Below are 20,472 nucleotides of genomic sequence, written 5' to 3' on the forward strand. Positions count from 1 at the left end.
GTCAGCGTGGACACTGAGGAGTTCTTCCTGCCCCGGTCGCGGGCGGCGAACGAGCGGCTGCACGCCCTGGTCCCCGGGGGTGCGCACACCTACGCCAAGGGCGACGACCAGTACCCCGAGAACCTGGCCCCGGTCATCAGCCACGGCCGCGGCGCCCACGTGTGGGACGTCGACGGCAACCGCTACGTCGAGTACGGCTCCGGCCTGCGGTCGGTCAGCCTCGGTCACGCCCACCCGCGTGTGACCGAGGCGGTGCGACGGGAACTCGACCGCGGCAGCAACTTCGTGCGGCCGTCCGTCATGGAACTCGAAGCCGCGGAACGCTTCCTGGCCACGGTGCCGACCGCCGAGATGGTGAAGTTCACGAAGAACGGCTCCGACGCCACCACCGCCGCGGTGCGCCTCGCCCGCGCCGTCACCGGGCGCCCGCGGGTGGCGATCTGCGGCGACCATCCCTTCTTCTCCGTCGACGACTGGTTCATCGGCACCACACCGATGTCCGCCGGCATCCCGGCGGCGACCACCGAGCTCACCGTGGCTTTCCCGTACGGCGACCTGACCGCCACCGAGGAACTGCTCACCCGGCACCAGGACGAGATCGCCTGCCTGATCCTCGAACCCGCCGGCCACACCGAGCCGCCGCCCGGCTACCTCGCGGGCCTGCGCGAACTGGCCGACCGGCACGGCTGCGTACTGGTCTTCGACGAGATGATCACCGGCTTCCGCTGGTCCGAGGCGGGCGCCCAGGGCCTGTACGGCGTCGTCCCCGACCTCTCCACGTTCGGCAAGGCGCTGGGCAACGGGTTCGCCGTCTCCGCGCTGGCCGGGCGCCGCGAGCTGATGGAACGGGGCGGGCTGCGTCACTCGGGCGACCGGGTGTTCCTGCTGTCGACCACGCACGGTGCCGAGACGCACTCCCTGGCCGCCGCGACGGCCGTGCAGGCCACGTATGCGGAGGAGGGCATCACCGATCAACTGCACGCCCTGGGCGAGCGGTTGGCAGCGGGGGTCCGGGACGCCGCAGCGAGCATGGGCGTCGCCGACCACGTCGTCGTCCGGGGCCGGGCCAGCAACCTGGTCTTCGCCACCCTCGACGAGAAGGGCCGGCCCTCACAGCCGTACCGCACGCTGTTCCTGCGCCAACTCCTCGCGGGCGGGGTGCTGGCTCCGTCGTTCGTGGTGAGCAGCGCGCTCGACGACGCCGACATCGAGCACACCGTCGACGTGGTGGCGCAGGCGTGTGCGGTGTACCGGAAGGCACTCGACGCCGGCGACCCCACGCCGTGGCTGGGCGGACGCCCGGTGAAGCCGGTGTTCCGCCGCCTGGCCTGACGTGTGACGTGACGTCAGCGCAGCTCGCGCCGACCGGCGTCGGTCGCCCTGCCGGCCGGCCGGTCGGCCGTCCGGTCGACCACCCACGCGGTCGCCGGTATCACCGCCAGCGCGGTGCACCAGCCGCCGAGGACGTCGGTCGGGTAGTGCGCGCCCAGGGCGACCTGCGCCCAGCCCATGGCGGCGCCGGCAACCAGCGCCGCTCCGAGCACGGTCAGCGTGCCGGCCGTCCTCCCGAGGCCGAGCCGACCGGTCACGAGCAGCGCCACCACAAGGGCGAGCGAGGTGAGGAAGGCGGTGTGCCCGCTCGGATACGACAGGTTGTCCGCACCGTGGATGGTGCGCCCCACCACCAACTTGAGCAGCGTCGCCGTCACCACGGCGATTCCCGGACCGGCGACGACGAACAGCGCCGACCGAGGGCTGCGCAGCAGCAGGCAGCCCGTCACGACGGCCCCGACCAGCATGGCCGCCCCCACCGGCTCCCCCAGGAAGTCGACGGCCAGAGCGACACCCCGCCACGGCGGACCCACACTGTCCGCCGTCGGATCGACGACCCACCGGTCCACCCGACCCGGCTCGTGGTGCCCGGAGTACGCGACCCCGAGCCCGACGACCACCAGCGCGGCGAGACCGGCGACCAGCCCGAGCCACGCCCGCAGCGACGGCGGTAACGCCGTCGTCCGCCCGCTCACGCGCCCACCGCGCCGGGTCGCCCTGCGGCGCTTCGCCGTGACCGATGGACGGCCTTCCGGGCCTTGACCACTTGAGGCGGGGTGAGAGCACGACGCGTCATAACCCCATCCTGCCGAATCGGTCAGCGGCGGCGCCGGTCGGCCCGCGGTTCGAAGTCGCCGGCGGGCCGGGGTGGCCAAGCAGACGATCCACCGCTGGTGGAAGTCGAAGGTCGGCATCCTCCTGGACACCCTGGCCGACGACGCCCGTGAGGCCCTGGCGTGGGACGAGAGCGGGGCCCGCGCGGAGGAGGACCTCAAGGCCCATCTGCGATGCACAGCGCGTTCCACTCCACAGCGACCCGGAAACAGGTCGAACGGGGTGTTGCATCCGGAGTAACGGCAGGTCAGGAGCCCTTTGCCGTCGGTTCGAGGATCGCCACGCACTCCACATGGTGCGTCATCGGGAAGATATCGTCCGGACGAGACACAGAAAAGACCAGTTCAGAGCAGGGTTCTCGGCTCGGTGTTCCGCTTGCGGGCGCCCAGAGCGTCAAACGAGCGTCATGACCCGATGAAGGCTCGCGCCCCATGACCAGCACCGCTTCTCCGGCCGCCATAATGGCGTCATGCCCTCCAGCTCACAGCACGCCGCCCCCAGGCCGAGCGACCCCTCAGACGCGGTCGCCGAGGACCTCGCGCTGTACCGGGAGAAGTTCCGGCGGCGTCTGCCGGAGTCGCTGGCCGAGCTGCACGGGCCGACCCACGGTGTCGTGGATCTGCCGCTGCACATGGCCTGGTCCGGCATGACCTCATACGACCTGGGCAAGCCGCGTCAGCGAATGGGCCTGTACCGCACCGTCCTGCATGAGGGCCTCCACGACGACCTGCCCCGCTACCTCAATCAGGATCTGCTCCTGCAGCTGTGGCCGGTGCTGCGCACCCTCGTCGGCCGTACCGTGCGCGCCGTATGGGAAGACGCCTTCCCTCAGCTCGCCTGCCGCGGCCGGGCAACCGCGTGACGGACATGCCGGAGCTGCACACGCGGCTCCTGGCGGATGTGATCGCGCTCGGCTCGCCGTACCCACTGGTCCTCACCGGTGGATACGCCGTGCGGGCCCACCACCTCGTGAACCGGCCCAGCCAGGACCTCGACGTCGCCACCGAGAACCCGGCGCCCATGGCCGACATCGCCGCCACGCTCCGCGCCGGCCTGGAAGCCCGCGGCTGGAAGGTGCATGCGCTGGAGACTGCCCCGCTATCCGCCCGCTTCACCGTGTCCGACCCGGCCACCGGGCAGGAATGCGAGGTCGACATCCTCAAGGAGATCTTCTGGCGACCCGTCGCCCAGAGCCCGTACGGACCCGTCCTCGCGGAGGAGGACGTGATCGGGACCAAGGTCCGCGCCCTCGCCGACCGCGGAGCGCCCCGCGACCTGATCGACGTGTTCGCGGCCTCCCGCCGCTGGAGCAATGGCGAACTCGAGGAGTTCGGCCGCCGCCATGCCCGCGGCCGCTTCGAGCGCGACGACCTGCAGGCGAACCTCATGGGCGCCGAGTGGACCGACGACGAAGCCTTCGCCGCCTACGACCTCGATGACGCCACCATCACCGCGCTTCGGGCTTGGGCTGTGGAGTGGGCCGACGACCTCGCGGCTCGCCTCCTCGAAGAGACCGATGATCCGCAAATCTACTGATCACGTCCGGATGAGGGCTCACGGTGAGAACACGATGTGTTCCTCCGACGCCTTGGCGAGAGCTTCGAAAGTGGGCACGGCGTCCGTTCCCAGAGGAGGGATCTCGCTCCAGGCGTCGAATGTGGCCGCCTGTCCGCTCCCGTCCTTCGAGAGGTTCAGGTACTTGTTCTTCCAGTAGTCCCGGTCCTGAGGCAGGGCTTCAGCGGTGGCGGCATCGTCTCGAGCCTTGTCGCGTTCCCCCACGCAGCTCCGTGCCGTGTCCTCCCAGGATGTGGCGTCCTCTTCGAGCTGCCGGACACGTGGTCCCCACCTGATCTGACGGGGAGAACGAGATGGCCGTTGACACCCACCCGGCTACTGACTTCCGACCCCCGGGAACTGAGCTGCCCGGTGTGATCCCGAGATACCGAGATCACCCCGGATGTCTCAGTAACGCCCAGACCCCCGAAGCGAGCGTCAGTCGAGCGTCAAGATTCCTCGAAAGGAACCCATGATTGCGCCGCCAAAACGACCGTCTACCTCAATGCGTCGCAGGTCAGGAAAACCTTCAAGGGTCGATCCATCCATTCGACCCGCTGCATGGCGAGGAACAGGTCGGCCGCCCCGCCTGCGCCACAAAGCCGCAGGTCAAGTGTCCTTTCTGGCAGGCTCAAGGATAGCCACAGACTCCACGTTCGACGTCATCAGAATCACGTCACGGGCGGCGTGACGAGTCGGCTCCCGACGGTGCCGTCGGGAGCTGGCGTGATCCGACAAGAAACGCCCGCATCGGCGCCGTACGGTTTCAATATGCACACAGAACCTGCCCTGACCGGTATTCCCGTGGACACGACTGCCCCCGTCCTGGTGACCGGCGCAACGGGATACGTCGCCGGATGGATCGTCAAGGGGCTCCTCGACGCAGGTGTCACGGTGCGAGCCGCGGTGCGCGATCCGCGCAACACCGCCAAGATCCAGCACCTCGTGGACTTCGCTGAGAAGTCCCCCGGCGCCATCGAGTTCTTCGCCGCGGACCTGCTCACCGAGGGCTCCTACACCGAGGCGATGGCGGGCTGCCGCATCGTCTTCCACACCGCGTCGCCGTTCACCACCCAGGTCGACGATCCGCAGCGGGAGCTGGTGGACCCGGCCGTACAGGGCACGCGCAGTGTCCTGGAGAGCGCCGACGCGACCCCCTCGGTGCAGCGCGTCGTGCTGACCTCGTCCTGCGCCGCGATCTACACCGACGCCGCCGACTGCGCGGCCGCCCAGAACGGACGGCTCACCGAGGACGTCTGGAACACGACCGCCTCGCTGGACTATCAGCCCTACAGCTACTCCAAGCTGCTGGCTGAGAAGGCCGCCTGGGAGATCGCCGGCTCGCAGAGTCGCTGGCGGCTCGTGGTCGTCAACCCTTCCCTGGTCATCGGGCCAGCGGTCAACGCCCAGCCCACGTCCGAGAGCTTCTCGATCGTCCGGCAGCTGGGCGACGGCACCTTGCGCTGGGGCGCCCCCCGGGCCGGGCTGGGCGTGGTCGACGTACGGGACCTGGCCCGCGCTCACCTCGCGGCGGCGTACCTTCCCGACGCCCACGGCCGCCATATCGTCTCCGGACACGACACGAACGTCCTCGAACTGGGCCGGGCGCTGCTGCCCCGCTTCGGGGACCGCTTCCCCCTCCCCCGGCGCGCGCTGCCCAAGCCCCTGGTCTGGCTGGCGGCACCGAGCGCGGGGCTCACCCGCACCTTCGTCAGCAGGAACGTCGGCGTGGAATGGCACGCGGACAACGGCAAGAGCCGCCGGGAGCTGGGCATGGTCTACCGGCCGCTCCAGGAGTCGATGGAGGACATGTTCGAGCAGCTCGTCGAGCGGGGAGCGGTCGCCGCCCGCGCATGACGACATGACGACCTACTCGCTCGCACCTGGATGGCCCCGGGTCCTGGCCGCTCTCGGCCTGGACCCGGAGGCCGTAGCGCGGCACGCCCGCCTGCCCGCGGACCTGCAGCGGTACCCCGGGGCGCGGATCGGCGCCGAGGACTTCTTCGCGCTGTGGGAGGCGGCCGAAGCCCTGTACCAGGGGCCCGACCTCGCGGTGGCGATCGCCTCGGCGGTGTCGGCCGATCATTTCGAAGCCGCCGTCTTCGCCGGGCTGGCCAGCCGTGACCTGGCGCAGGCGGCGGAACGCATCGCCCTCTACAAGCGCCTCATCTACCCGGTGACCCTGGACGTACGGACCGACACGGGCCTTCGGATCGCTCTGCGTCCACGAGCCCCTTTCACACCGCCCGCGGTGCTGGAGCGGTTCGAGCTGCTCTTCTGGGTGGCCTTCGCGCGGCTGGCCACCAGAGCCCGGATCCGGCCCGTGCGGATCACGGTCCCCAACCCGCCCGACGATCAGACTGCCGTGGCGGACTTCCTCGACGGTGCCGTCCTCGCCCAGGGGCGCGCCGCGGTGGTCTTCTCCCCGTCCGACATGCACCGGCCGTTCGACACCGACGTGCACGCCGGTATGTGGGAGCACCTGGAATCCGATCTGCGTTGGCGCCTGCACGATCTCGAGCAGTCCGCGACCTGGGCGGACCGCACGCAAGAGGCTCTGCTCACCTGTCTGCCGGCCGGGCGGCGCACGCTCGCCGAAGTGGCTCTGCAACTGGCGACGAGCCCGCGCACCCTGCAGCGCCGCCTGGAGGCGGAGGGCACGTCCTTCCAGGAGGTGCTCGCACAGACCCGGGAACGACTGGCCCGGGCGTACCTGCGGCGTTCCACTCTCTCCAGCACCGAGATCGCGTTCCTCATCGGATACGGCGAACTGACGTCCTTCCACCGCGCCCTGCGGCAGTGGACGGGCGAGACACCACGCAGCCTGCGCTCCGTATGAGGGGGCTGCGGTCCGAGGTCTTCCGTCAGCGATCGGTGCCGGCCTGCGACGGCTCAGTCCCGTCCAGGAGTGGAACGCCCGGTAGAAGGAATTGGGGTCCGCGTAGTCGAGCAGGAAGGCGATGTCACGGACCGCCATGCCCGAGTCCCGCAGGTGGTGGCGCGCCAGGGACTCCCGGGTGTCGCTGAGGATGTCCTGGTAGGTGACACCTTCGGCACACAGGTGCCGTTGCAGGGTGCGCGGGCTGACCCTGAGATGCCGCGCCACGACGGCCATGCCGAAGTTCCCGGTCGGCAGGAGTGCGAGCAGCGTCGCCCGGACGCGTTCCGCCACGGAGCATCCGGCCTGGAGCTCGGAGAGCCGTCGGCGCAGTTCCGGCTCGAAGGCGGTCCACATGCGCCGGTCGGCTGTGAGGAAGGGTCGAGCCGCATCCTCGGGACCGAACGCCAGTTCCTGCCGGACGAGGTCACCCGGCCCGCCTCCAGGACGTAGTAGTGCTGTGCGGCCCGCATGGCGTAGCCGACGTGTTGTTCGACGAGGAGTACGGACAGGCCGTCGCGCCGGGTCGGGGCGAGGATCGTCTCCTCGTTCTCGGCGACGACCGAGGGCTGGATGGCCTCGGTGGGTTCGTCCAGGAGGAGCAGCTTCGGGCGGGTGATCAGGGCGCGGGCGATGGCGAGTTGCTGCCGCTGCCCCGCGGAGAGCAGACCGGCACGGCGCCCCGACAGCTCCCGCAGGACCGGAAAGAGGGCCAGCGCGTCGGCGACGGCCTCCTTGCCGTCGGTCCGGTTGTCCGCGACGAGTTGGAGGTTCTCGGCCGTCTTCAGATGCGGGAATGACTGCTGTCCTTGTGGAACGTAGGCCATGCTGCGGGCCACTCGCTGCTGCGGGGCGAGGCGGGTGATGTCCTCACCGTCGAGCAGGGCGGTGCCGCTCCTGGGTTTGATCAGGCCCATGACGGTGCGCAGCAGAGCGCTCCCCCGCCCCGGCGCCGTTGTGGCCGAGGACGGTGACGACGCCGTCCTTCTGGACCGGGACCGTCACGCCGTGCAACACCGTGGTGCGGTCGTAGCCGGCATGAACGGAACTGATCTCCAGCATGGTCACGACTCCTCGGCGACGGCCACGGGCGTGGCTGCGGGGGTCGGATGCGGGCTCCCCTGTCGTCGGCTCCGAGGAGCGGCCCAGGTAGACCTCCTGGACCTCCGTCCCTCCGGCAGCACCTCAGCACCCGGACCAATGGAACCCGGCTCCACCCCGAGGCAACACTCGGACCTTCGGCCTGCACGCCCTCAGCCCACGGCATACAAACGGTCCACCGACTCCGTCGGCGGACCGTCATGAAACCTCGAGGCCAACGCGCTGCTCGTCGGGTTGCGTCCGACAAGTCGACTGACCCGCGCCATCTGATCCGGGACGACCACCTCACGCTCCGTCAGAAGCAGCGTCGAACGAGCGTCAAGACATCTCCCGAACCCATTCATCAGGGAGTAGAGGCAGAGCGTCCTCGACCACGCCCCGCTACGAAACCGCACGTGAGACACGTGGCGGGAACCTGCAGCACGCTCCACGCGGTGGACCGAAGGAAACATGTCGGCACGACCCGCCCGCAACCCAGCGAATCAGAGAATCAGCCGGTCAGACGCCCTTTGCTGCGGGCTCAAGAACAGCCACGCACTCCACATGGTGCGTCATCGGAAACAGATCGAACGCCCGCAGAGTCCGCACCCGGTACCCCCCGTCCCGGAAGTACCCCAAGTCCCGTGCCAGCGCCGCCGGATCGCACGCCACGTATGCGATCCTCCGGGCGCCCAGCGAAGCGAGGTGCTCGACCGTCCTGCGGCCAGCTCCCGCCCGGGGCGGGTCCAGGACGATCAGGTCGACCTCGGAGATGCCCGTGCGCGGCAGGACCGACTCGACCTTGCCCTGCTCGATGCGGACGCGCTCGAAGTCGGCCAGATTGTGCCGGGCGTCCTCCACCGCGCGCTTGCCGGACTCGATGCCGAGGACCGCGCCCTTGTCGCCGAGGCGGTCGGCCAGGGCGCCGGCGAAGAGCCCGACGCCGCAGTACAGGTCCAGCGCCATCTCGCCCTTGCGTGGCAGCAGGCCCTGCATGACCGCCGTCACCAGGGTGTCCGCGGCCTTCGGGTGGACCTGCCAGAAGCCGCCGCTGCCGACCCGGTGGGTGCGGCCGTCCGCGCGCTCGCGGACGAAGGGGCGGCCGTGGACGCGGTGGATGCCGCCGTCCTTCTCGCCGACCCGCATCACCGACACCGGGCGGTCCAGTTCGACGATCGGAAGGCGCGCCCCCGGCTTCGGCGTCAGGATCACCTGCCGGTCCTGCGAACCGGTCGCCGCGATGGCCTCCACCGAGGCCATGCCCGTCCAGTCCCGCTTCTCGATGCCCAGTTCGCTGACGCCCTCGGCGGCGATCATGCAGTGGTCGACCGGCTCCACCTCGTGCGAGCGGTGCCGGCGCAGTCCGGCGTGGCCGTCGGCGTCGACGGCGTACTGCACGCGTGTGCGCCACTGCGGCACCTGCCCTGCGGGCAGCTTGTCGCCCTCGGCCGGCATCACCGTGCCGTCCCAGCCGACGTCCTCCGGCGTCAGGCCCGCGAGCCGCTGCAGCTGCTCGGCGACGACCTCGCCCTTCAGCCGGCGCTGCGCCCCCGGCTTCGCGTGCTGCCAGTCGCAGCCTCCGCAGCGACCGGGGCCGGCGAAGGGACAGGGCGCCTCGATGCGGTCCTTGGAGGCCGTGAGGATCTCGACGGCGTCCGCGCGCAGGAAGCGGTCGCCCTCCTCGCCCTCGGTCACCCGGGCCACGACCCGCTCGCCGGGCAGGGTGTGCCGGACGAACAGCACCTGGCCGGCGTCGGTGCGGGCGATGCAGTGCCCGCCGTGGGCGACGGGGCCGATCTCGACCTCGTATTCCTCCCCCACCAGCGACTTCTTCTCTTCTGCCTGCATGGTGGGGTGACTCCAGATCGAGAGGGGGGCACGGCCCTCTCCAGAGGTCTCCTGAGGGCCTGACAACAGCCCACCAGTCTACGTGCTCCCGGCCCCCGTCAGTTCCGGGCTTCGGTCTCCTTGGCCCGCTCCTGCGCCGGCCCCCGTCGCACCGCACCCGGCGCGTTCCACTCCCCGCGCTTGCGGGCACGGACCTTCGCGGCTTCGGAGGACTGGAGCTGGTAGGGCACCGAGGTGACCATGATGCCCGGCGTGAACAGCAGCCGGCCCTTCAGCCGCAGTGCGCTCTGGTTGTGCAGCAGGTGCTCGTACCAGTGGCCGACGACGTACTCGGGGATGATCACGGACACCGCGTCGCGCGGCGACTCCTTGCGCAGCCCCTTCACGTACTCGATGATCGGGCGCGTGATCTCGCGGTAGGGCGAGTCGAGGACCTTCAGCGGTACGTCGATGCCGCGCCGCTCCCACTCCTCGCGCAGCGCCTTGGTCTCCGCCGGGTCGACGTTGACGCTGAGCGCCTCCAGCGTGTCCGAGCGCAGCAGCTTGGCGTAGGCCAGGGCGCGCAGGGCGGGCCGGTGGATCTTGGAGACCAGGACGACGGAGTGCACCCGGGAGGGGCGGACGCTGTCGTCGCTGGGGCCCTCGGGGGCGGAGAGTTCCTCGGAGACGTGGTCGTAGTGGCGGCGGATGGCCGTCATCGTCACGTAGAAGATCACCATGCCGAGCAGGGCGACCCAGGCGCCGTGCGTGAACTTGGTGACCAGGACGACGACCAGGACGAGCCCGGTGAAGAAGGCGCCGAAGGTGTTGATCGCGCGGGAGCGGACCATGTGGCGGCGCTTGGCCTGGTCCTTCTCCGTGGCCAGCAGGCGGTTCCAGTGCCGGACCATGCCGATCTGGCTGAGCGTGAAGGACACGAACACGCCGACGATGTACAGCTGGATCAGACGCGTGGAGTCGGCGCCGTAGACCCACACCAGCAGCGCGGCCGCGCCCGCCAGCAGCACGATGCCGTTGGAGAAGGCGAGCCGGTCGCCGCGGGTGTGCAGCTGGCGCGGCAGATAGCGGTCCTGGGCGAGGATCGAGCCGAGCACCGGGAAGCCGTTGTAGGCGGTGTTGGCCGCGAGGAAGAGCACCAGCGCGGTGGCCGCGGCGAGCACGACGAAGAAGAAGCTGCCCTTGCCGAAGACGGCCTCGGCGACCTGGGTGATGACGGGGTTCTGGACGTAGCCGGAGCCGACCGCGACACCGTCCTTGACCAGGTCGACGGCCGGGTTCTCGGCCATGCGGACCTTGGTCGCCATGGCGAGCCCGATGATGCCGCAGAACATGGTGACGGCCAGCAGGCCCATCATCGCCAGCGTGGTCGCGGCGTTCTTCGACTTGGGCTTGCGGAAGGCCGGGACGCCGTTGGAGATCGCCTCGACGCCGGTGAGCGCGGCACAGCCGGAGGAGAACGCGCGCAGCAGCAGGAAGACCATCGCGAAGCCGGCGAGGCCCTCGTGCTCGGGTTTGATCTCGTACGACGCCGTGGGTGCCCGCATGGTGTCGTCCAGGACCAGCCCGCGGAACGCGCCCCAGGCGATCATGGTGAAGACGCCCGCGACGAAGACGTACGTCGGGATCGCGAAGAGGCTGCCCGACTCCCGGACGCCGCGCAGGTTCATCACCGTCAGCAGCAGGATCACCGCGACCGCGCACTCGACCTTGTGCTCGACGACGAACGGGATCGCGGAGCCCAGGTTCTCGATGCCGGAGGAGATGGACACGGCGACGGTCAGGACGTAGTCGACCAGGAGCGCGCTGGCCACCGTCAGGCCCGCCTTGGGGCCGAGGTTGGTGGTCGCCACCTCGTAGTCGCCGCCGCCGCTCGGGTAGGCGTGCACGTTCTGCCGGTAGGAGGCAACCACGGTGAACATCAGCACGACGACCGCGAGCGCGATCCAGGGGCTGAAGTGGTAGGCCGACACGCCCGCGATGGAGAGGACCAGCAGCACTTCACCGGGCGCGTACGCCACGGAGGACAGCGGGTCGGAGGCGAAGACGGGCAGCGCGATGCGCTTCGGCAGGAGCGTTTCCGCCAGCCGGTCACTGCGCAGTGCGCGCCCGATCAGAATCCGCTTGGGCACGTCGGTCAGTTTGGACACAACAGAGAATCGTAGGCCCCCGGCCTGGGGCGGAGCACATCCGGGTGAAATCGCGCACGGCGCGGGGGTGAATTCCGGGCCGGGCACGCGCCGGGCACGGAGCCGGATGACGTCCGCGTGCCTCCATGACCTGCGTCGGTACGCTCATCACATCCGGGAGACCTCATGTCGCAGACGACCGCTCAGCTCGTCGGAGCTCTCGTCTCGCTCGCCGGACTCGGCGTCCTGGCACTGGCCAGCCTCCGCAGCTTCAACCGCCGCTGAGGACAGCGGCGGACGCCCGGGTGGGCCTGTCGGAGGGGACGGTTACGGTGGGACCGAGGCACGCGCGCGTCCACGATCCGTACCGCGAGGGATCATTCAGGCCATTGCCCGGCATGATGTTGCCCAGCGGTCCGCGACCGGCCCGCGCCCGTTGCCCGGCGAACCGAGAGAAGGTTATGAGCACCACGTTCACGCAAGTCAGACGCCTCACGAGGAGTGCGGGGTAAGCGCCGTGCACATCGTCATCATGGGTTGCGGAAGGGTGGGTTCCGCTCTGGCCCAGACCCTGGAGCAACAAGGGCACACGGTCGCTGTGATCGACCAGGACCCCACCGCGTTCCGCCGGCTGGGCCCCGGGTTCGGCGGCCGCCGCGTCACCGGTGTCGGCTTCGACCAGGACACCCTGCGCGAGGCCGGGATCGAGGAGGCGGGCGCCTTCGCCGCCGTCTCCAGCGGCGACAACTCCAACATCATCTCCGCCCGGGTCGCCCGCGAGATGTTCGGCGTGGAGAACGTCGCGGCCCGGATCTACGACCCCCGCCGTGCCGAGGTCTACCAGCGCCTGGGCATCCCCACCGTGGCCACGGTCCGCTGGACGGCGGACCAGATGCTGCGCCGCCTGCTGCCCTCGGGCGCCGAGCCGCTGTGGCGTGACCCCACCGGCGGTGTCCAGCTCGCCGAGGTGCACGCCTCCGCGGACTGGGTGGGCCACAAGATCAGCCGGCTCCAGGAGGAGACGGGCGTCCGCGTGGCGTTCCTGACCCGCCTCGGCGAGGCGATCCTGCCCTCCTCGCAGACGGTGCTGCAGGAGGGCGACCTGGTGCACGTGATGATGCGCACCGACGAGGTCGACAAGGTCGAGGCGGCGTTCGCCAAGGGTCCCGAAGAGGAGGGCGGTCACTGATGAGGGTCGCCATTGCCGGTGCCGGCGCGGTGGGCCGCTCGATCGCGGGCGAGCTGCTGGAGAACGGCCACGAGATCCTGCTGATCGACAAGGCGCCGACCGCGATCTCGGTCGAGCGGGTCCCGCAGGCGGAGTGGCTGCTGGCCGACGCCTGCGAGATCACGTCGCTGGACGAGGCGGCGCTCCAGCGCTGCAACGTGGTGATCGCGGCCACGGGTGACGACAAGGTCAACCTGGTCGTGTCCCTGCTGGCGAAGACGGAGTACGGCGTTCCGCGCGTCGTCGCCCGGGTGAACAACCCGAAGAACGAGTGGCTGTTCAACGAGTCGTGGGGCGTGGATGTGGCCGTGTCCACGCCGCGTCTGATGTCCGCCCTGGTCGAGGAGGCGGTGAGCGTCGGCGACCTGGTCCGGCTGCTCCGCTTCAGCCACGGCGACGCGAACCTCGTCGAGCTGACCCTTCCCGAGGAGTCGGCGCTGGCCGGCACCCAGGTCGGCGACGTCGAGTGGCCGCAGGACACGTCCCTGGTGACGATCATCCGCGGCACCCGCGTCCTCACCCCGTCCCGCGAGGACTCCCTGGAGGCCGGCGACGAGCTGCTCTTCGTGGCCGCCCAGGCCCGTGAGGAGCAGCTGGAGGACCTGCTGTCGGTCCGCCGCGAGGACACGGCGGGCTAGCCGCTTCGCGTGAGGGATCAGGAAGGGCGCCCCGAAGTCTCGGGGCGCCCTTCCTGCCAGCCCGTCCGGCGTTTGCGGGCGAGGCCGTTCAGGCCGAAGCGGGGGCCTGGGGGCGGTAGCCCCCGGCGACCCGCACACCGGCGCCGAGCACCTACTCGGCCCGCCCGGCGGCGGCCTCCCGCTCGGCCTTCTCGGCCGCCTCCATCTCCGCGAACACGTCGATCGGCGCCGGAGCCTTCGCCAGGAACACCCAGGTCAGCCACACGGCCAGCAGGAACGGCGGGATCTTCAGGGCGACCAGCACCCAGCCGAACTGGGTCGTGTCGGCCCACCAGTACAGCGGGAAGAGGACCGCGCACTTGGCGAGCAGGATCAGACCCCAGGCGTAACTTGCCTTGGCGTACGCCTTCTTGCGGCCGGGGTTGCGGGTGCGCCAGGAGAGGTTCTCCTTGAACACCGGACCGAGGATCAGGCCGATCAGCGGCACACCGCACAGGGTCGTGATGATGTACGCGAGCGCCAGCCCCAGCGTGTAGAGCATGCCGGGCAGGTAGAAGTCCTTGGCGTTGCCGGTCATCATCGCGAACACGACACCGAAGGCGACGCCGAAGACGCCGCTGAAGGCGTGCTTGATGGTGTCCCGCATCACCAGGCGCACGACCACGAGCACCACGGACACCGCGAGCGCGGCGATGGCCGACAGGTGCAGGTCCTTGTTGATCGTGTAGATGGTGACGAAGAGCAGGCCGGGCAGGACCGTCTCGATCATGCCGCGCATGCCGCCGAAAGCCTCGAACAGCGCGGCCTCGGTCACCGCCCGGGAGTCGTGCTCGGCGTCTGCGGTGGTGTCTTCGGTCGGCTTGTCGAGCGACGTCACCGGCTACTCCCGTCCGAGGGGTCTCAGTTCGTATTTCGGGTTGAACAGCACACGGCGGCCCCGGCTCATGGAGATCCGGCCGGATGCGATCAGCCGGCGCCCGGGCTCTATGCCCACTATGGAGCGCCTGCCGAGCCACACCACGTCCAGGGCGGCGGAGCCGTCGAACAGCTCGGCCTCCAGGGCCGGGACTCCCGCGCGCGGCCGCAGCGTGACCGTGCGCAAGGTACCAGTAACCGTCACTATCTGTCGGTCACGGCAGTCACCGATCTTGGTGCAGCCGGTGGTCTCGGCGTCCTCGCGCAGCTCCTCGGACTCCAGGTCCTCCTGCGACGAGGAGAGCCGGTCGAGCATGCGCCTGAACCGGCCCACCGACTTTTCCGAACGAGGAACAGCACTCATGTCCTGAAGCCTACCGGGGTGCGCCGACACCTACGTACCCCTGGTGCCACGGCCCGAACCCGCCCCGTCCCGACCTGCGGACGAGGCCCACGGCTCACTTCTCGAAGCGGTACCCCATCCCGGGCTCGGTGACGAAGTGCTTGGGGTGCGAGGGGTCCGCCTCCAGCTTTCGGCGCAACTGGGCCATGTACACCCGCAGATAGTTCGTCTCCGTCCCGTACGACGGCCCCCACACCTCCTGGAGCAGCTGTTTCTGGCTCACCAGCCGCCCCGTGTTGCGCACCAGCACCTCCAGCAGATGCCACTCCGTGGGGGTGAGCCGTACGTCCTTCCCGCCCCGGTTGACCTTCTTCGCGGCCAGGTCGACGGTGAACTGCTCGGTCTCCACCATCACGTCGTCCTCGCCGCCCCCGGTGGGCTCGGCCCGGCGGACGGCGGCCCGCAGCCGGGCCAGCAGCTCGTCCATGCCGAAGGGCTTGGTGACGTAGTCGTCGGCGCCCGCGTCGAGAGCCTCCACCTTCTCGTCGGAGGAGTGCCGGGCGGACAGCACCAGGATGGGCACCCGGGTCCAGCCGCGCAGTCCACGGATCACCTCGACGCCGTCCATGTCGGGCAGACCGAGGTCGAGGACGACCACGTCGGGGTGGCGGGTGGCGGCGAGTTCGAGGGCGGTGGCCCCGTCGTGGGCGGCGTCGACCTCGTACTTGCGGGCCTTGAGGTTGATCACGAGGGCGCGCACGATCTGCGGCTCGTCGTCGATCACCAGCACCCGGGTCATGTGGTCTGCCTTTCGGGTCGTACGGAGTGAACGGGCTCGTCGGAGCGGGGGTGCCCCGCGCTGTGCGAGGCGCGAGGGTGCCCCGTGGCGTGAGAGGGCTCTCCGGGGCCGGGCGGTTCCCCGGTCCGAGCTCCCGCCGCCCTGAGGGTCAGCACCATGGAGAGGCCGCCGCCGGGCGTGTCCTCCGCGTTGAGGGTGCCGCCCATGGCCTCGGCGAAGCCGCGGGCGACGGCGAGGCCGAGCCCGACTCCGGCTCCCCGCGGGGCGTCGCCGTAGCGCTGGAAGGGGGCGAAGATGCGTTCCTTAGCCTCGTCGGGGACGCCGGGCCCGCGGTCGACCACCCGGACCTCGACCCGGTCGGCGATGGCACTCGCGGACACCAGGACCCTGCTGTCGTCCGAGCTGTACTTGACGGCGTTCTCGACCAGGTTGGCCACCGACCGCTCCAGCAGCCCGGGGTCCACGGCGACCATCGGCAGCGTCTCCGGGATGTCCAGGTCGACGCTGCCCTCGGGCACCCCGCCCAGCGCCATCGGCACCACCTCGTCCAGGTCGATCTCGCGGATCAGCGGGGTGACGGTGCCGGTCTGGAGGCGGGACATGTCGAGCAGGTTCCCGACCAGGTGGTCGAGCCGGTCGGCGCCCTCCTCGATGCCTTCGAGCAGCTCGGCCTCGTCCTCCTCGGACCAGGCGACGTCGTCGGAGCGCAGGGAGGAGACGGCGGCCTTGATGCCCGCGAGGGGCGTACGCAGGTCGTGGCTGACCGCTGCCAGCAGTGCCGTACGGATCCGGTTGCCCTCGGCCAGGTCCTTGGCCTGGTCCGCCTCGCGCTGGAGGCGCTGGCGGTCCAGCACGACCGCGGCCTGGGCGGCGAAGGCGGCGAGGACGCGACGGTCCTCGGCGGGCAGCACCCGGCCGGTCAGCGCGAGCGCCATGTGGTCGCCGACCGGCACGTCGACGTCGGCGCCCTCGGGCCGCACCGGTGCCGCCCCTGCGCCGACCCGGCCCGCGCAGGTCCACGGCTCGACGTCGCTCTCCCGCTCCAGCAGGGCCGCCGACTCCATGCCGAAGGTCTCGCGGACCCGCTCCAGCAGCTCCGTCAGACCGGTCTCGCCGCGCAGCACGTTGCCGGCGAGGAAGGACAGGATCTCCGACTCGGCGCGCAGCCGGGACGCCTGATGGGTGCGGCGGGCCGCCAGGTCGACCACGGAGGCGACGGCCACCGCCACGAAGACGAAGATCACCAACGCGAGCAGGTTCTTCGGATCGGCGATCGTGATGCGGTGCAGGGGCGGGGTGAAGAACCAGTTCAGCAGCAACGAGCCGACCGCGGCCGAGGCGAGTGCGGGGTAGAGCCCGCCGAGCAGGGCCGCCGCCACGGTCAGGGTCAGGAACAGCAGCATGTCGTTCGCGAGCCCGAGGGTGGCGTCGACGTGGGTCAGCAGCAGGGTGAGCAGGAGCGGTCCGCCGACGCCGACGAGCCGGCCCGCGAGGATCCGGGGCCGGCCGAGGCGCGCCCCGCGGGCGACAGGCAGTCCGCGCCCCTTGGCGATCTCCTCGTGCGTGACGATGTGCACGTCGAGGTCGGGGCCCGACTCCCGGGCCACGGTGACGCCCACGCCCGGTCCGAAGACGTACTGCCAGCTCTTGCGGCGCGAGGAGCCGAGCACTATCTGGGTGGCGTTCGCCCCGCGCGCGAAGGCCAGCAGGGCCGCCGGGATGTCGTCGCCGACGACGTGGTGGAAGGTGCCGCCGAGGTCCTCGACGAGCGTGCGCTGGAGAGCCAGTGCCTTCGGCGAGGCGGACGTCAGCCCGTCGCTGCGGGCGATGTAGACGGCGAGCACCTCGCCGCCGGCGCCCTTCTCGGCGAGCCGCGCGGCCCGTCGGATCAGGGTGCGGCCCTCGGGTCCGCCGGTCAGCCCGACGACGATCCGCTCCCGGGAACCCCAGATCCGCGACACCCGGTGATCGCTGCGGTACTGCTTCAGGTACTCGTCGACCCGGTCGGCCACCCACAGCAGCGCCAGTTCCCGCAGGGCGGTCAGGTTGCCGGGCCGGAAGTAGTTCGACAGGGCCGCGTCGACCTTGTCGGGCTGGTAGACGTTGCCGTGCGCCATACGGCGCCGCAGTGCCTGGGGCGACATGTCGACCAGCTCGATCTGGTCGGCCCGGCGCACCACCTCGTCCGGCACCGTCTCCTGCTGGCGGACGCCGGTGATGGACTCCACGACGTCCCCGAGGGACTCCAGGTGCTGGATGTTGACGGTCGTGATGACGTCGATGCCGGCCGCGAGCAGTTCCTGGACGTCCTGCCAGCGCTTGGCGTTGCGGGAGCCGGGGATGTTGGTGTGGGCGAGCTCGTCGACCAGGGCGACCTGCGGGTGCCGGGCCAGGACGGCGTCCACGTCCATCTCGGTGAAGGCGCTCCCCCGGTACTCCAGCCGCCGGCGCCGGATCTGCTCCAGGCCGTGCAGCATCACCTCGGTGCGGGGCCGGTCGTGGTGCTCGACGAACGCGACCACGCAGTCGGTGCCCCGCTCCACACGCCGGTGCGCCTCGGAGAGCATGGCGTACGTCTTGCCGACGCCCGGTGCCGCACCGAGGTAGATCCGAAGCTTGCCGCGTCCCATGGTCCCCATTGTGTTCCGGTCGTAGCCGCCTACGCAGCGTCGACCTTACGGCCAACAATCGAGACAAATGGGGCCGGGTGCCGCGGCGGGGGCGTCTTTGACGCAACTCTGACGCCCCCGCCACGAGTACCCGCCTCAGCCGGGGTTGTCGCCGTGGGTGAGGGTCTCCCACGCCACGAACAGGTTGTTGCTGCCGGCCGGGCGGCCGCGCTCGGTGAGCGTCCGGGTGTTGCTCATCGCGATGCCGAGGCGGTTGTGCAGGGCGTTGTATCCCACCTCGGTGATCGGGCCGAGGCCCAGCTTCAGGGAGCCGCCGCACAGCCAGCTCGGGGCGGCCGCACCGAGCTGGTACTTGGCATGGAACCCGAGCGCGTGCCGCAGCCGCTCGCCGACGTCGGTGCCGTACAGGTCCCGGCCCTGGATCCGGCTGGTCTCGGCGATGTGCGAGATCGCGGAGATGCCGTACCCGGTGTGGGTGAAGTCGCGGCAGGTCTCCTGGGTGAGGCCGGTGACGAAGGTGGACTGCTTCTGCCAGTAGTTGACGATCTTCTCGCGGGTGTCGAGGTTCTGGCTCGGCACGGTCTTGGGCAGATCGCCGTCGGAGGACAGGTAGACGTAGGCGGCGGTGCGGGTGCGGAACTTCGCCATGGCCTTGTCGTACGACGCCTTGTCCTCCAGGAAGACGGAGATGCCGACGGCGGCCTCCATCATCGACAGCTCCCAGTTCCCGTTGGAGTTGGAGCCGTTGATGATCTCGGGCAGGTAGACGTTGCGGAGCATGGTGGCGAACCGTCCGGAGTTCGCCCAGCTCCCGGTGTACGTGTGCTTGATGATCTCGGCGGCCTTGGGCCAGGAGGAGCCGGCCCAGCCCGTCTGCAGCGGCGCGTTGCTGTTGGTGTGGTCCTTGAGCACCGCGGACCAGGCGTCCATCAGCTCGATCGCCTTGCGCGCGTACCGCTCGTCCCGGGTGATGTACCAGGCGAGGGCGTCGGTGTAGGCCGCCATCGCGTCCTCGCGCTCGTCGGTGCAGCCGTGGTTCGGGTTCGAGTACGAGCCGCACTCGACGACCGCGCGGGGCTTGGGGGTGCGGTTCGGATCGGCGTACTTGCTCGCCGTCATCTGGTCGAAGGCGCCCTTCCAGGGCTGGGCGCCGGCGTTGACCCTGGTGCGCACGAAGTCCAGCTGGGACTTGGAGACGGTGACTCCGGGATGGACGAAGGTGGCGGGCGCCGCGTCGGCACGCTCGGCCTGCGGCCGCAGCAGCAGGGTGGCCACCAGCGCGGTGGTCAGTGCCGCGAACAGGGCGGTGCGACGGAATCTGCGGCGGTGACGTGCGGGAGCAGGCGACATGTGGGGGGCCATCCGTTCTCGTACGTGAACAATGAGCGTCCCTTTGAACACTCGCGATGGCCGCAGACGATAGGTACAGACCAATAAGCCGTCAAGGGTTCACGCACGAGAAAGGGCCGCGCCCCGGACGGGGTACGGCCCTTGTGTCCTTACGGTGCTCAGCGCACCTCGGTGATCTCCGGCCCGCGCTGGAGCTGGCCCATGCCACCGGAGAAGCGGGATCCCGCCTCCTCCTGCTGCACGCCCTCGGGAACCATCTGGGCGTCGTTGGGCAGCTGCAGGACGATCGGGTCGCGCGGGGCCATCGGACCCTCGCCGCGGACCACGACCGTGTCCCGGAAGATCTGCTCGAGCAGACCGGCCGCCTGCGGCTGCACCGCGCCCTGGCCCGAGATCACACCGCGCAGGAACCAGCGGGGACCGTCCACACCGACGAACCGCACGACCTGGAAACCACCCGTGCCGTCCGGCAGTTGCACCGGAACCTGAGCCCGCAGCTCCCAGCCGAGCGGCCCCTCGACCTCGTCGATGATGCCACCCTGCTGGGTGATGCCGGAGCCGATCTCCTCGCGTACCTCGCCCCAGATGCCCTCGCGCTTGGGGGCGGCGAAGGCCTGGAGCTGGATGGCGCTGTCGCGCAGCACGACCGTCGCCGCGACGATCGCGTCACCCGCGACCTCGACGCGCAGTTCCATGCCGTCGACGCCCGGCACGAGCATGCCGCCCAGGTCCACCCGGCCCTCGGCGGGGTCACGGACCTCGGAGCTGTCCCAGGGCCCGTCGGGCCGGGGTTCCGGTTCGAGCCGCACACGCTCGCGCGTGCCCTCGTCGTCCGCCTCAGAGTCGATGTCGACGACCTGCTCGGGCTCGCCGGCCGCGTCCTCGGCGGCACCCTTCTTGTTGCGACGTCCGAACAC

Annotated in this window: 18 protein-coding genes and 2 pseudogenes; 8 read left to right on the forward strand and 12 right to left on the reverse strand. The window is 70.4% G+C overall.

The features are described from left to right. The first annotated feature begins 6 nt into the window (after positions 1 to 6). On the forward strand, positions 7 to 1,332 hold the full coding sequence (locus tag AC3ETA_RS12150) for a glutamate-1-semialdehyde 2,1-aminomutase (protein WP_432192860.1): 1,326 nt from the start codon (positions 7 to 9) through the stop codon (positions 1,330 to 1,332). Between the two features lie 14 nt (positions 1,333 to 1,346). Here AC3ETA_RS12150 and AC3ETA_RS12155 read toward each other — a convergent pair whose 3' ends face one another. Next, positions 1,347 to 2,027 carry a phosphatase PAP2 family protein gene (locus AC3ETA_RS12155; protein ID WP_432192861.1) on the reverse strand — a complete coding sequence of 227 codons (681 nt, stop codon included), beginning with the start codon at positions 2,025 to 2,027 and terminating at the stop codon, positions 1,347 to 1,349. Between the two features lie 172 nt (positions 2,028 to 2,199). On the opposite strand from AC3ETA_RS12155, the gene AC3ETA_RS12160 reads away from it, so the two are divergent. From AC3ETA_RS12160 to AC3ETA_RS12170, 3 genes are all read left to right on the forward strand, one after another. After that, positions 2,200 to 2,406: a hypothetical protein gene (locus AC3ETA_RS12160; RefSeq protein ID WP_432192862.1), complete on the forward strand. Its 207-nt coding sequence runs from the start codon at positions 2,200 to 2,202 to the stop codon at positions 2,404 to 2,406. Positions 2,407 to 2,635: 229 nt separating this feature from the next. After that, complete coding sequence (locus AC3ETA_RS12165) at positions 2,636 to 3,028, forward strand: hypothetical protein (RefSeq protein ID WP_432192863.1); 393 nt, start codon at positions 2,636 to 2,638, stop codon at positions 3,026 to 3,028. Between the two features lie 5 nt (positions 3,029 to 3,033). Then, positions 3,034 to 3,702, forward strand: coding sequence for a nucleotidyl transferase AbiEii/AbiGii toxin family protein (locus AC3ETA_RS12170; RefSeq protein WP_432192864.1), 669 nt, complete (start codon positions 3,034 to 3,036; stop codon positions 3,700 to 3,702). 18 nt (positions 3,703 to 3,720) lie between these two features. On the opposite strand, the gene AC3ETA_RS12175 is transcribed toward AC3ETA_RS12170, so the two are convergent. After that, complete coding sequence (locus AC3ETA_RS12175) at positions 3,721 to 3,945, reverse strand: hypothetical protein (protein WP_432192865.1); 225 nt, start codon at positions 3,943 to 3,945, stop codon at positions 3,721 to 3,723. Between the two features lie 546 nt (positions 3,946 to 4,491). Here AC3ETA_RS12175 and AC3ETA_RS12180 point away from each other — a divergent pair. Beyond that, positions 4,492 to 5,577: an NAD-dependent epimerase/dehydratase family protein gene (locus AC3ETA_RS12180; RefSeq protein WP_432192866.1), complete on the forward strand. Its 1,086-nt coding sequence runs from the start codon at positions 4,492 to 4,494 to the stop codon at positions 5,575 to 5,577. A gap of 4 nt (positions 5,578 to 5,581) precedes the next feature. After that, positions 5,582 to 6,559, forward strand: coding sequence for an AraC family transcriptional regulator ligand-binding domain-containing protein (locus AC3ETA_RS12185; RefSeq protein ID WP_432192867.1), 978 nt, complete (start codon positions 5,582 to 5,584; stop codon positions 6,557 to 6,559). Between the two features lie 111 nt (positions 6,560 to 6,670). Here the strand turns inward: AC3ETA_RS12185 and AC3ETA_RS12190 are convergent. From AC3ETA_RS12190 to AC3ETA_RS12205, 4 genes and pseudogenes are all read right to left on the reverse strand, one after another. After that, positions 6,671 to 6,955: pseudogene (locus tag AC3ETA_RS12190) on the reverse strand (helix-turn-helix transcriptional regulator); the annotation flags it as partial. A gap of 59 nt (positions 6,956 to 7,014) precedes the next feature. Next, positions 7,015 to 7,660, reverse strand: a pseudogene (locus tag AC3ETA_RS12195) (ATP-binding cassette domain-containing protein); the annotation flags it as partial. A 537-nt stretch (positions 7,661 to 8,197) separates the two neighbouring features. After that, positions 8,198 to 9,526 carry a class I SAM-dependent RNA methyltransferase gene (locus AC3ETA_RS12200; protein WP_432192868.1) on the reverse strand — a complete coding sequence of 443 codons (1,329 nt, stop codon included), beginning with the start codon at positions 9,524 to 9,526 and terminating at the stop codon, positions 8,198 to 8,200. A gap of 98 nt (positions 9,527 to 9,624) precedes the next feature. Then, entirely contained in the window at positions 9,625 to 11,673 is a 2,049-nt protein-coding gene (locus AC3ETA_RS12205) for an APC family permease (protein WP_432192869.1), read from the reverse strand. Between the two features lie 496 nt (positions 11,674 to 12,169). Between AC3ETA_RS12205 and AC3ETA_RS12210 the strand changes: the two genes are divergently transcribed. Both AC3ETA_RS12210 and AC3ETA_RS12215 read left to right on the forward strand, forming a co-directional pair. Next, a complete protein-coding gene (locus AC3ETA_RS12210) occupies positions 12,170 to 12,841 on the forward strand; it encodes a potassium channel family protein (protein WP_432192870.1) in 672 nt (223 codons plus the stop codon). Then, positions 12,841 to 13,518, forward strand: a complete 678-nt coding sequence (locus tag AC3ETA_RS12215; RefSeq protein WP_147994219.1) for a potassium channel family protein — start codon at positions 12,841 to 12,843, stop codon at positions 13,516 to 13,518. Before AC3ETA_RS12210 ends, AC3ETA_RS12215 begins: the two co-directional genes overlap by 1 nt. A 151-nt stretch (positions 13,519 to 13,669) precedes the next feature. Here AC3ETA_RS12215 and AC3ETA_RS12220 read toward each other — a convergent pair whose 3' ends face one another. From AC3ETA_RS12220 to AC3ETA_RS12245, 6 genes are all read right to left on the reverse strand, one after another. Then, a complete protein-coding gene (locus AC3ETA_RS12220) occupies positions 13,670 to 14,395 on the reverse strand; it encodes a DUF3159 domain-containing protein (protein ID WP_432192871.1) in 726 nt (241 codons plus the stop codon). 3 nt (positions 14,396 to 14,398) lie between these two features. After that, positions 14,399 to 14,797 (reverse strand): OB-fold nucleic acid binding domain-containing protein, encoded by a 399-nt coding sequence (locus AC3ETA_RS12225; RefSeq protein ID WP_330356568.1) that lies wholly within the window; start codon positions 14,795 to 14,797, stop codon positions 14,399 to 14,401. A gap of 94 nt (positions 14,798 to 14,891) precedes the next feature. Then, complete coding sequence (locus AC3ETA_RS12230) at positions 14,892 to 15,575, reverse strand: response regulator (RefSeq protein ID WP_432192872.1); 684 nt, start codon at positions 15,573 to 15,575, stop codon at positions 14,892 to 14,894. Continuing rightward, entirely contained in the window at positions 15,572 to 18,205 is a 2,634-nt protein-coding gene (locus tag AC3ETA_RS12235; RefSeq protein WP_432192873.1) for a DUF4118 domain-containing protein, read from the reverse strand. Before AC3ETA_RS12235 ends, AC3ETA_RS12230 begins: the two co-directional genes overlap by 4 nt. Before the next feature lie 135 nt (positions 18,206 to 18,340). After that, positions 18,341 to 19,555, reverse strand: coding sequence for an alginate lyase family protein (locus AC3ETA_RS12240; RefSeq protein WP_432192874.1), 1,215 nt, complete (start codon positions 19,553 to 19,555; stop codon positions 18,341 to 18,343). Between the two features lie 158 nt (positions 19,556 to 19,713). Continuing rightward, a complete protein-coding gene (locus AC3ETA_RS12245) occupies positions 19,714 to 20,472 on the reverse strand; it encodes a DUF3710 domain-containing protein (protein WP_432192875.1) in 759 nt (252 codons plus the stop codon).

This window comes from Streptomyces sp. bgisy027 (genome assembly GCF_057710365.1).